We start from the raw sequence: 11,544 nt of genomic DNA, 5'->3' as shown, positions 1-11,544 counted from the left end.
GGTCTCGTTGACAAAATGCTTCAACCATAGCCTTGCTGCGGCGAGGTTAAGGAAGCTGAGGTAGGAAAGCGCGGTTTTCTCGAAGCGGGTTGCGATGCGGCGTTGGTGTTTGAGGAAGCCGAACATGCGCTCGACGCGGTTGCGATCGCGATAGCGGCGATAGTCGGGATGCTCTGGTGCCTTGCGGTTCGAACGCGGCGGTATGACGGGCAGGATGTTGTGCAGGAGCAGGTTCTCGCGGAAACGGTCGCCGTCGTAGCCCTTGTCGGCGAGCAAGGCCGCAGGCTTTGGCACCGGCATGGCCATGAGGCTATCGACACCGCCGTAATCGGAAGCCTCCCCGCCCGTCAGGTGGAAGCCGAGAGGGAGGCCTTGATTGTCGCAGCGGGCGTGGACCTTGCACGTAAAGCCGCCGCGTGATCGACCAAAAGCCTGCGCACAAGCCCCCTTTTCCGCCCACGGCCGAGACATGACCGCGAACCGTGGTGCTGTCGATCATGTGCTGCCAGTCGTCGGTCAGGCCGAGATCGACCAGAGTTTGCAGCATGGCATCCCAGACGCCTTGCTCGGCCCAGCGCCGGAACCGGACGTAGACCGAGTTCCATTTCCCATAGCGCTCATGCATGTCGCGCCAAGGGCAGCCAACTCGCAGGACGTGCAGCATTCCATTGAGATAGCGCCGGTTATCTCCGGCCGGGCGAGCATGCCTGCCACGCTCGGGTGGGAGCAGCCGCCCGATCAAATCCCATTCTGCGTCGCTCAGGTCGCCGCGATCCATGCCTGCCCTTCCAAAAGGAAGGCTTGAATCAGAACTTCACCGGGTTGGGAATCCCTTTTGTCAACGCAACCTAGCGCCGCTTCCCCTTCCTCTCGATCAGCACCGCCTGCTGCCAGCGGCTTGGCGCCTTGTCGGTGCGATGGATGCAGCCGGCCCAACAGCAGGGCCGCTTCTTGCCCTCCTGCATTTCCTCGATCGTCCGCGCAATGCGCCGCGCGCGGGTTGCGGCCTGCTTGGCATCCTCGACCCAGCAGATGAACTCGTTGCGGCCAAGCGGCGTCAGCCCCTGCCACAGCGCGAAGATGCCGGCGTCGGCCCGGATCGCCGCCTGCATGTCATCGGCCGCCTCATGCACTATGCCCTGGAGGAAATCGTCCGCCATCCAGCCTCTCCGATCATTGCGATGCGCAGGCTAGGCGGAAAAGGCCGGCTCCGCCAGCGCCAGACCATGCGCCCGGATCGCGCCGGGCCAGCCTTCCGCCGCCGCCTCGAACGCCGCCTTGTCCTTGGCATAAAGCGCGCGGATCGCCGCTTCATAGCCGGCCCGGTCGCCCGCCATCGCGGTCAGGAAATGATAGGCCGCGTCCATCGCCGCGCGAGGCGACGGCTTGTCCGCGCTCGCCTTCACCGCATCCTCCACCAGTTGCCGCAACGTGGCGGAGGCGCCGCGCGGCTGCGCCGCCAGCCAGTCCCAATGGCGCGGCAGCAGGGTGATCTCGCGCGCCTGCACCCCCATCTTGGGTCGCCCACGCCCCCGTGGCCCGGCACGCGGCGCCGCATCGGCCTGCAGGTCGATATCCACCTGCCGTCCGGTGCGATCGTCGAACAGCAGGATATTCTGCGCGTCATCCCCCATGGCGCGCAGCGCCGCGCGCACTTCATCCTCGTCGCCGGTCGCGATCCAATAGTCGCCCGAAAAGGCCGTCAATGTGCGGTCCATGCCGAATCTCCTTCGACACGGGATTTATTACCCGGATATAATAGAGTCAATAATATCCGGATTAAATTCAGATATCGCGCAGTTCGACCCAAGTCGGCGCATGGTCGCTCGCCTTTTCCCGGCCACGAAACGCCTTGTCGACCTGGGCATCAACCAGCCGGTCGGCCGCCGCCGGGCTCAGCAGCAGATGGTCGATGCGGAAGCCCGCGTCGCGCGGCCAGGCACCGGCCTGATAGTCCCAATAGGTCCACACGCCCCCGCCCGGATGGCGGGTCAGGATCGAATCGGTCCAGCCGTCGCCCAGCAGCCGGCGATAGGCCTCCCGGCTTTCGGGCTGCATCAGCGCATCGTCCGCCATCGCCTTGGGCGAATAGATATCCACGTCGCGCGGGATGACATTATAGTCGCCGGCCAGGATGGCGGGCACTTCCTCCGCCCAGATTTCCGCCGCCCGTTCCCGCAGCCGCTTCATCCAGCGCAGCTTGTAATCGAATTTCGGCCCCGGCTGGGGATTGCCGTTGGGCAGGTAGATGCTGGCGACCCGCACCCCCTTCACATCGGCTTCCAGATAACGGCTCTGCTCGTCCTCGGGCTCGCCCTCCAGGCCCCGGCGCACCTCCACCGGCTGGTCGCCGCGCGCCAGGATGGCCACGCCATTGAAGCCCTTCTGCCCGTGCCAGATCACGCCATAGCCGGCATCCTCGATATCCTTGACCGGGAAGGTCTCGTCGGATGTCTTGATTTCCTGCAGGCAGGCGATGTCGGGCCGGGTCTCGTCCAGCCATTCCAGCAGGCGCGGCAGCCGCGCCTTGATGCCGTTGATGTTGAAGGTGGCGATACGCATAATGGACCTGTCTCTTTCGCTGTCCACTTCCCTTTAGAGAAGTGGGCTGCGTCTACAAGCCAATGCGCCGATCAGACCGAGAAGCTGGTGCCGCAGCCGCAACCGGCGGTCGCGTTGGGATTGGTCACCTTGAACGCCGCGCCGCCCAGGTCCGACACGAAATCGACCGCGGAGCCGCGCACCAGATCCAGGCTGACATCGTCCACCACCAGCGTCACGCCATCGCGCTCCACCGCCAGATCCTCGGCCTCCACATGCTCGGCTAGGCCAAAGCGATATTGGAAGCCCGAACAGCCGCCGCCTTCCACGGCCAGCCGCAATATGGCGGGCTTGCCCTGCTTGGCGGCGATCGCCGCGACGCGCGCGGCAGCGGAGGGGGTGAGGTCAATATCGGCCATGGCGCCTAGATAGGATCAAGCAAAAGCCCCGGCAACCCATGGGCGCCGGGGCTTTGGAAAAGTCGGGATCAAAAGCGGTCGATCAGTCGACGGCCTTTTCGTCCGCCTTGGTCGGGCCGCCCATGGCGACCGGCGGCTTGGTGTTCATCGCGATCAGATAGTCGGGACCGGCGACGAACGGGATCGGGTTGATCGCCGCGCCATCGACGCGGACTTCATAATGGAGGTGGCTGCCGGTCGAACGGCCGGTCGACCCCATCAGGCCGATCACCTGACCGCGATGGACGTAGCTGTTGGGCGCAACCAGCAGCTTGGACATATGGCCGTAGCGGGTTTCCATGCCATTGCCGTGCGATATCTGGACCAGGTTACCATAACCGCTGGCCCAGCCGGCGCGGCTGATGATGCCATCGGCGGTCGCGTGGATCGGGGTGCCGATCGGGCCGGGGATATCGATCCCCTTGTGCATGCGGGCGCTGCGGTTGAACGGGTCGGAACGCACGCCGAAGTTCGAGGTCAGCGACAGCTTCTCGACCGGGCGGCCCGAGGGGATATAGGCCGCGGTCTTGGCGTTGCCGTCCATGCGCTGCAGGCTAGAAAAGATGTTGGAGAAGCCGACATCGGCCGGGCCGAGCGCGCTGGTGTTGATTTCCGAGGCGTCGCCATATGGATCATCTTCATCCTTGGCGTTGGCCGGAGCAGCGGCGCACATCACGCCTACCATGCCGACCATCCCGAAAATCTTGGCCGTCTTGCTGGCCGATTGGAACCAACGCGCACCCAGCGCATTCACAGTACGAAGAATCAACATGCCGACCCCGACTTATGCCCGCGAAGGCTTTTGCCTCTCGTGGGTTCCCCATGTTCAATAAAATGGCGACCTAGATCGCCCCCGCTGGATGCAGACTGCAAATCGCCGCTCAGCTTGCAAGCGCGTCGTAGAAATCCCGCGTCAAACCGGCCTGCCGACGCGCCGAGTCGTTGAACGGTGGCTTAACGCTTCCCCGAAAATGGCGTTTCACAAGGATTTGGTAATGTTTGACGGGGTCTAGCCCCAATCGGTTCGTCGCCTGGTTGAACCATGTAGTCCCCGCCGACACATGGCGAATCTCATCCGTCATGATCCGCTGCAACATCCTTGCGGATATATGGTCGCCCACCCCCTCGAACCGCGCGATCGTGGACGGCGTGATATCCAGCGCACGGGCTTCCAGCACCATTGGCACGACCGCCAGCCGCGCCAGCGCATCGCCCGCCGTCTCGCTCGCCGCCTGCCACAGCCCGTCATGCGCGGGCAGCGCCCCATAATGGCTGCCCAATTGCCGCAGCCGCCGGTCGAGCAGCGCGAAATGCATCGCCTCGTCCGCGCCGACCCGCATCCATTCGTCGGTGAAGCCTGTCGGAAATTCGCCGCCAAAGCGCCCGATCAGGTCGAACGCCAGGTCGATCGCGACAAACTCGATATGCGCCAGCGCGTGCAGCATCGCGATCCGCCCGCGATCCGTGCCCATCTTGCTGCGCTTGGGCATCTGCCCCGGCGGCAGCAGTTCGGGTGCATCGGGCCGGGCCGGCCGGTCGGGCATCGCTATGTCGAACCGATGCGCCAGCCGCCCCAGTCGCCAGGCCCGCGCCACCGCCCGCGCCGCCATCAGCTTGGCGGTCGGGTCGGCAATGGTCAGCACATGGGCGCACCCCGCGCCCACGGAATCAATGGCAGGTAGCAGGATCAAAGCGCCTTCGCCGCCTCCAGCACCTCGGCGGCATGGCCCTTGACCTTCACCTTGGGCCAGACCCGCACGATCTTGCCGTCGCCGTCCGCCAGAAAGGTCGCCCGCGCGATCCCCATATATTGGCGGCCATAAAGCGACTTTTCGACCCAGGTGCCGAACGCCTCGCAGGCCGTGCCGGGCTCATCCGATGCCAGCGTCACCGCCAGCCCATATTTGTCGCCGAACTTCTGCAGCTTGGCCGGCTTGTCCTTCGACACGCCGACCACCGCGACGCCCAGCGCCGCGAAGTCGCTCGCCAGTTCGGTGAAATCCTTCGCCTCGCTGGTGCAGCCGGGCGTATCCGCCTTGGGATAGAAATAGACCACCACCGGCTTGCCGCGATAGCGCGCCAAGCTGAAATCCGCGCCATCCGCATCCTTCAGCGCCACGTCGGGCAGCATCGCTCCCTGTTCAAGCATCTTGATCCTCCTGATAGGGCGCGGCCAGCGCGCGCCATGCGTCGCCGACGCTTTGCCGGGCCTTGGCATAGCTTTCAAGCAGCGCATCCCAATCACCCGCGCCACAGGCCCTCGCCACCAGCGGCCGGGTTGCCTCCGGCGGCTCGGTCGACTTGGGCGACACCAGCCGCGACACGATCAGGAAGCGGGTGATCAACTCCTGCGCCGGGATCAGGTCGGCGGGCAGATGGCCGGCCGCCACCAGCTCGGCCAGCGCCTCGCCCAGATCCGGGTCGAACCCCAGGCGATAATGGAACTGGCTGATGTGGATCAGGAACTCGATGTCGACCAGCCCGCCAGGCACCAGCTTCACGTCCAGCTCGCTTGCCGGCGGCTTGTGCCGGGCAATGTCGCCGCGCATCTTCACCGCCTGCCGCGCCAGTTCGTCGAAATCGCGCGGCCGTTGCAGCGTCTCGGTCAGGATCGCCTCCAGCGCGCTACGCGCCTGCGCCGATCCGAACACCGACCGCGCCCGCGTCAGCGCCAGATGCTCCCAGGTCCAGGCTTCCTCGCGCTGATATTTGGCGAAACTGTCGAGGCTGACCGCCAGCAGCCCCTGCGCACCCGACGGCCGCAGCCGCGTATCCACCTCATAAAGCGGCCCCGCCGCCGTCGACACCGACAGCGCATTGGTGATCCGCTGGCCAAGGCGGTTGAAATATTGGGTCGCGCCCAGTGGCCGTGCCCCGTCCGATTCTGCCAGGAAATCGCCGGTGAAGAGATAGACCAGGTCCAGGTCCGATGCATGGGTCAGCACCCCGCCGCCCATCCGCCCCAGCGCCAGGATCACCATCTCGCCGCCCGGCACCTTGCCATGGGCGCTCTCGAATTCGGTGACGGTGGCGCCCGCCAGCGCCTCGATCGCGGCCTCCGCCACCCGGCCATAGCCGCGCCCGGCCTCCAGCGGATTGCCGCCGCGCACGATCTGCACGCCCAGCGCAAAGCGGCGATCATTCACCCGCTGCCGCACCCGGTCGAGCAGCGCCTGATAATCCTCGCCCGCCTCCAGCGCGGAAAATTGCTGTGCCAGGACATCGACCGGCGGCACCGGGTCGAAGGCCGACGCATCGATCAACCCTTCGAGCAGTTCGACCCGGCGGCTCAGCACATCGGCCAGCGCGGGCGCATGGCTCAATATCTGCGCCAGCAGTTCCACCAGCCCCGGCCGCGCGCCCAGCAGCTTGAAGAAGTTGATCGCGCTCGGCAGCCGGCCGATCATGTCGTCCAGCCGGTTGAGCGCCCGGCCCGGATCGGGCGCGGTGGCGAGCGCCGGCATCAGCACCGGCAACAGCCGCTCCAGCGCCTCGCGCGACGCGCCGCTGCGCAGCGATCGGATCGTGCCGTCACGCCAATGGGCGACCCGCGCCGCCGCCCAGTCGGCATCGGCAAAGCCCATCTCCCTGAGCTGCGCCTTCAACCTGTCCTCGTCATGCGACAGGCTGCCATCGTCGGGCGCGGCGGTCAGCCGGTCATAATTGGCGCCGACCCACTCGACATGGGGCCGCAGCAGGTCGAGCAGCGCCGCCCCGTCCGCCAGGCCATGCAAGCGTGCGACATTGTCCAGCGAGTCCGGGTTCTTGGGCAATTCATGGGTCTGGCGATCCTCGACCATCTGCAAGCGATGCTCGATCGTGCGGAACAGGGTATAGGCCTCGTCCAGCCGCGCGGCCACCTCCGCCTCGATCACCCCCGCCGCCGCCAGCGCCCGCAGCGCCGTGCGCGTATGGCCCGACCGCAATGACGGGTCACGCCCGCCATGGATCAGCTGATGGACCTGGGCGAAAAACTCCACCTCGCGAATGCCGCCGCGCCCGCGCTTCAGGTCATAGCCCGGCCCGAACGCCTGCCCCTGCGCATAATGGTCGCGGATGCGCCGGCTGATGTCGGTGATCGCATCGATCGCGCCGAAGTCCAGGCTTCGCCGCCACACGAAGGGGCGGATCTGGCGCAGGAAATAGTCGCCCAGCGCCATGTCGCCCGCCGCCGGCCGGGCGCGGATGAAGGCCGCCTGTTCCCAGCCCATCGCGGTCGACTCATAATAGCCGATCGCCGCCTCCACCGGCAACGCGATCGGCGTGGCTTCCGGGGATGGCCGCAGCCGCAGGTCGACACGGAAGACATAGCCGTCGCCATCGCGCGCGTTCAGTATCTCGCTGACCCGCCGGCCGATCCGCACCGCCGCGTCGGCCACATCCTCCCGCTCGCCATGCGGCAGGGTGGTGGGGTCATAAAGCAGGATCGGGTCGATATCGGACGAGTAGTTGAGTTCGCGGCTGCCATGCTTGCCCAGCGCCAGCACGATGAAGCCCTGCGGCACGGCATCGGGGTAACGTTCGGCAAAGGTCGCGGCCAGCGCCTCCGCCAGCGCCTGGTCGGCAAAGTCGGACAGGGTGCGCGTCACCCGGTCCATGTCCCAGGCCCCGGCCAGGTCCGCCGCCGCCGTCACCAGCGCGATCGCCCCGCGCCGCCGCCGCAGCGATTTGGCCACGCCATCCTCCGGCATGCCCTGCGCCTGCGCCGCCGCCATCGCCGCGTCGAAATCGCCGGCCGCCAGCAGCGCGACGACGGCCGGATAGCGGTCCATCTGCCGCGCCAGAAAAGGCGAATGCGCGCGTATCCGCGCTTCCAGGTCGATCCAGTCCGTCACGCTTCCGTCTCCTTGTTGACGGCGATATCGCGTCCGAATGCGACGAAATCCAGAAACTTTTGGCTTACATGGCCGTTCTGTCTCTCATGGAAATGCAGCGCAAACCTCTTGGCCGATCGGCACCGGGACAGGACAGCGGCGGCGCCCGCGTCGTCAACGTCGCCCTGCCTCTGCCCTATGAGGGCGTGGGCAAGGCGCTGCGGTCCAGCTTCTCCGCGCAGCGCGACACTCTGCCGGACGACATGCTGGCCCTGCTGGCAAAGCTTGATCAGCATTAACCAATAAAGCGCAGACATTTTTTCATGTCTTGCCGCTAAGGCCCGAGTCTCTTTCCATTTTCAGGCGGGAATGCGGGTCAATCGATGATGTACAAGGTCTTTGCCGGCGGCACGCTGGTGGTCGCACCGATGATCGTCCTGGCGCTGCAGAATCTCGCGCCGCATCAACAGCCGGTCGCCCAGCCGGCAGCTACTCCTGCTGCAATGGACGTAGCGCCAGCGGCCGTGGCGCCACCACCGCCCGCTCCTATCGCATCTCAGAGCGACGTCGCGCCGCCCGCCGGAGAACCCGTGGCCGACGCCGGCCAGCCCAGCATGGGCCTCGTCCACACGGCTTCCGCTCACCCCGCCGTCTCGCCCGAACAGAGCGAGCCGGCGCCCGATTCCTTCTGACCGGCGTTACAGCGCCCCCTTGAACGTATCGCACTGGGCCGGATCGCCACTGTCCAGCCCCTTGCGCAGCCAGCTCATGCGCTGCTCGCTGGTGCCATGGGTGAAGCTTTCGGGCACGGGCCGGCGCCCGGCCGACTTCTGCAGCGTATCGTCGCCGATCGACTGCGCCGCCTTCATCCCCTCTTCCAGGTCGCCCGCTTCCATCAGGCCCGTGCGCTTGGCCCAGACGCCGGCATAACAATCGGCCTGCAGTTCCACCTTCACCTGCAACGCATTGCCCTGCGCCTCGCTGACGCGGCGCTGCTGCTGGTTCACCTGGCCCAGCGTGCCTTCCAGATCCTGGACATGATGGCCCACCTCATGCGCGATCACATAGGCCTGGGCAAAATCGCCCGGCGCGCCGAAGCGGTCGCGCAATTCGGTGAAGAAGTCGGTGTCGAGATAGACCTTCTGGTCGTTCGGGCAATAAAATGGCCCCATCGCGCTCTGCGCCGCGCCACAGCCCGACGTGCCGCTCTGCGCATAGAAGGACAGGATGGTCGGCTGATAGGTCTGGCCCGCTTCCTTGAAGATCTGGCCCCAGACCCGCTCGGTCGATCCCAGCACCTTCAGCGACCAATGCTGGATCTCTGTCAGCTTGCTTGCATCCTGGCTGCCCGCCGGCGCGCTCTGCGGCGCCTGCTGCTGCACGCCGCCACCGCCGCCCAGCAGGCTCAGCGGATTGACGCCCATCACCGCCAGGATGATCAGCACCACGACGATGCCGCCACAGCCAAAGCGACTGCCGATCAGCGGCAGCAGCAATCCCAGGCCGCCCATCCCGCCGCCGCCGCCGAAACCGCCGCCGCGTCCGTCCTGCACCTCGAAATTGCTGCTTTCCTGTTCGTCGTCGAGCCGCACCCTGGCCTCCCTCGCATCCTGTTCCCGTGCCTACTGCATAACCGGCTGGCTGCAAACCATCGGCTGGCGATGCACGTTCCATCGACGGGAAGGACTTTGTTACGAGACATTAAGTTGGAATGGCCGGACCAAAACCTATATTGCAGTGCGACATGGCCGACACCGAATCCCGACCGCGCCGCCGCGCCACCACGCCCCTCCCCCTCCCCCGCGAAGTCGCATTGCTGTTGCAGGGGGGCGGCGCGCTCGGCTCCTTCCAGGCTGGCGTCTATCAACGGCTCGATGAACTGGGGGTCGATGTCAGCTGGGTCGCGGGCATTTCGATCGGCGCGGTCAATGCCGCGATCATCGCCGGCAACCCGCCCCACCGCCGTCTGAGCCAGCTCAAGAAATTCTGGCTGACCGTCTCGGGCGGCATGCCCAACATGATCCTGCCGGAAATCGACCATATCCGCGAGGCCGCCCATCTGATGGCCGCCGGCACGGTCGCGACCCTGGGCGTGCCCGGCATGTTCCGCCCGCGCCTGTGGCCCGCGCCGCTGATGCCGGAAGGATCGGCCGGCGCGATCAGCTTCTATGACAGCGCGCCCTTGAAGGACACGCTCGACGCCTGCGTCGACTGGGATCTGCTCAATGACGGCCCGGTCCGCCTGTCGGTCGGCGCGGTCGACGTCGAAAGCGGCAATTTCGCTTATTGGGACACGCGCGGACCGGGTGGCAACACCCGCATCGACGCGCGCCATATCATGGCCTCGGGCGCGCTGCCGCCGGGCCTGCCGCCAGTCGAGATCGATGGGCGCTGGTATTGGGATGGCGGCATCGTCTCCAACACCCCGCTCGCCCATGTGCTCAATCACCAGACCGACGACATGCTGGTGTTCCAGGTCGATCTCTTCCCGGCCGAAGGGCCGATGCCGCGCCAGATGACCGACGTCTATTCGCGCATGAAGGACATTCAATATAGCAGCCGCACTCGCCAGGTGACGGACCAGTATCTCCAGCTGCGCCGCGAACATGGCGCGATCAAGGCGCTGCTCGACAAGCTGCCGCCCGAGTTGCAGGACGGAGCCGAGGCGCAGAAGCTGCGCGAAATGCTGGACGGTGGCTCGGTCAACATCGTCCACCTCATCTACCGCACCCGCGCCTGGGAAAGCGGCGCCAAGGATTTCGAATTCTCCCGCTCGACCATGCTCGACCATTGGGCCCAGGGTCGCGAGGCGGTGGAGGACGTGATGCACAAGGGCGACCTCATCGCCCGCAACATCCTCGACGGCAAAAGCGCCACCTTCGATCTCGACGAACCCGATCATCTCAAGGAGAAAAAGGCATGACCACCCTCGCTGGCAAGACCGCCCTGATCACCGGTTCCACCTCGGGCATCGGGCTTGCCTATGCCAAGGCGCTGGCCGGCGAAGGCGCCAATGTCGTGATCAATGGCTTTGGCGATGCGGATGGAATCGAGAAGGAACGGCTCGGCCTTGAAGCCCTCTCGGGCGCCAAGGCGCTCTACAGCGGCCATGACCTGACCAAGGTCGATCAGATCGAGGCGATGATGAAGGAAGCGGCCGATGCCTTCGGCGGCATCGACATCCTCATCAACAATGCCGGCATGCAGCATGTCGCCCCGGTCGAGGAGTTTCCGCTCGACAAATGGGATCTCATCATCGCGCTGAACCTCAACGCCGCCTTCCACACCACGCGCCTTGCCATTCCTTACATGAAGGACAAGAAGTGGGGCCGGATCATCCAGACCGCCTCGGCCCACTCGCTGGTCGCCTCCCCCTTCAAGAGCGCCTATGTGACGGCCAAGCATGGCCTCAACGGCTTCACCAAGACGGTTGCGCTGGAAGTCGCCACCTTCGGCATCACCGCCAACTGCATCTCGCCCGGCTATGTCTGGACTCCGCTGGTCGAAAACCAGATTCCCGACACGATGAAGGCGCGGAACATGACCCGCGAGCAGGTGATGAACGACGTGCTGCTCGCCGGCCAGCCGACCAAGCAGTTCGTCACCGCCGAACAGGTCGCCGCCACTGCCCTCTATCTCTGCAGCGACGCCGCCGCCCAGGTAACCGGCGCCAATCTCTCGATCGACGGCGGCTGGACCGCCCAATAAGCGCCATCGCCCGGTCGATATGA

General features: G+C 65.9%; 13 protein-coding genes and 1 pseudogene. 4 read left to right on the top strand and 10 right to left on the bottom strand.

Features of this window, described 5'->3' with window-relative positions; genetic code table 11:
• The 9 genes and pseudogenes from ACUCV3_RS21980 to ACUCV3_RS21940 form a co-directional block, all read right to left on the bottom strand.
• Positions 1–778: pseudogene (locus ACUCV3_RS21980) on the bottom strand (IS5 family transposase); the annotation flags it as partial.
• 70 nt (positions 779–848) lie between these two features.
• A complete protein-coding gene (locus tag ACUCV3_RS21975; RefSeq protein WP_279729216.1) occupies positions 849–1,160 on the bottom strand; it encodes a YdeI/OmpD-associated family protein in 312 nt (103 codons plus the stop codon).
• 30 nt (positions 1,161–1,190) lie between these two features.
• On the bottom strand, positions 1,191–1,718 hold the full coding sequence (locus tag ACUCV3_RS21970; protein WP_037517966.1) for a DUF2239 family protein: 528 nt from the start codon (positions 1,716–1,718) through the stop codon (positions 1,191–1,193).
• 67 nt (positions 1,719–1,785) lie between these two features.
• Positions 1,786–2,562: an exodeoxyribonuclease III gene (gene xth / locus ACUCV3_RS21965; protein WP_037517965.1), complete on the bottom strand. Its 777-nt coding sequence runs from the start codon at positions 2,560–2,562 to the stop codon at positions 1,786–1,788.
• A gap of 71 nt (positions 2,563–2,633) precedes the next feature.
• A complete protein-coding gene (erpA, locus tag ACUCV3_RS21960) occupies positions 2,634–2,960 on the bottom strand; it encodes an iron-sulfur cluster insertion protein ErpA (protein ID WP_482241145.1) in 327 nt (108 codons plus the stop codon).
• Between the two features lie 82 nt (positions 2,961–3,042).
• Positions 3,043–3,771: a M23 family metallopeptidase gene (locus tag ACUCV3_RS21955; protein ID WP_004211009.1), complete on the bottom strand. Its 729-nt coding sequence runs from the start codon at positions 3,769–3,771 to the stop codon at positions 3,043–3,045.
• Between the two features lie 109 nt (positions 3,772–3,880).
• Positions 3,881–4,690, bottom strand: coding sequence for a ferritin-like domain-containing protein (locus ACUCV3_RS21950; protein ID WP_279729212.1), 810 nt, complete (start codon positions 4,688–4,690; stop codon positions 3,881–3,883).
• Entirely contained in the window at positions 4,687–5,148 is a 462-nt protein-coding gene (bcp, locus tag ACUCV3_RS21945) for a thioredoxin-dependent thiol peroxidase (protein WP_017502753.1), read from the bottom strand. Before bcp ends, ACUCV3_RS21950 begins: the two co-directional genes overlap by 4 nt.
• On the bottom strand, positions 5,141–7,834 hold the full coding sequence (locus ACUCV3_RS21940; protein WP_279729211.1) for a bifunctional [glutamine synthetase] adenylyltransferase/[glutamine synthetase]-adenylyl-L-tyrosine phosphorylase: 2,694 nt from the start codon (positions 7,832–7,834) through the stop codon (positions 5,141–5,143). Before ACUCV3_RS21940 ends, bcp begins: the two co-directional genes overlap by 8 nt.
• A gap of 86 nt (positions 7,835–7,920) precedes the next feature.
• Between ACUCV3_RS21940 and ACUCV3_RS21935 the strand changes: the two genes are divergently transcribed.
• On the top strand, positions 7,921–8,112 hold the full coding sequence (locus tag ACUCV3_RS21935) for a hypothetical protein (protein ID WP_279729221.1): 192 nt from the start codon (positions 7,921–7,923) through the stop codon (positions 8,110–8,112).
• A gap of 84 nt (positions 8,113–8,196) precedes the next feature.
• Positions 8,197–8,505, top strand: a complete 309-nt coding sequence (locus ACUCV3_RS21930) for a hypothetical protein (protein ID WP_482241144.1) — start codon at positions 8,197–8,199, stop codon at positions 8,503–8,505.
• A 6-nt stretch (positions 8,506–8,511) separates the two neighbouring features.
• Here the strand turns inward: ACUCV3_RS21930 and ypfJ are convergent, their stop codons facing one another.
• Positions 8,512–9,405 carry a KPN_02809 family neutral zinc metallopeptidase gene (ypfJ, locus tag ACUCV3_RS21925; protein WP_017502757.1) on the bottom strand — a complete coding sequence of 298 codons (894 nt, stop codon included), beginning with the start codon at positions 9,403–9,405 and terminating at the stop codon, positions 8,512–8,514.
• Positions 9,406–9,557: 152 nt separating this feature from the next.
• Between ypfJ and ACUCV3_RS21920 the strand changes: the two genes are divergently transcribed.
• Together ACUCV3_RS21920 and ACUCV3_RS21915 are read left to right on the top strand one after the other, a co-directional pair.
• Positions 9,558–10,736, top strand: coding sequence for a patatin-like phospholipase family protein (locus ACUCV3_RS21920; RefSeq protein WP_482241143.1), 1,179 nt, complete (start codon positions 9,558–9,560; stop codon positions 10,734–10,736).
• Positions 10,733–11,521, top strand: coding sequence for a 3-hydroxybutyrate dehydrogenase (locus ACUCV3_RS21915; RefSeq protein WP_279729207.1), 789 nt, complete (start codon positions 10,733–10,735; stop codon positions 11,519–11,521). Before ACUCV3_RS21920 ends, ACUCV3_RS21915 begins: the two co-directional genes overlap by 4 nt.
• Positions 11,522–11,544: the final 23 nt, after the last annotated feature.

This window comes from Sphingobium sp. VMM (assembly GCF_056790315.1).
The sequence above is the reverse complement of the archived record's forward strand: the minus strand, read 5'-3'. Positions and strand labels throughout refer to the sequence as shown.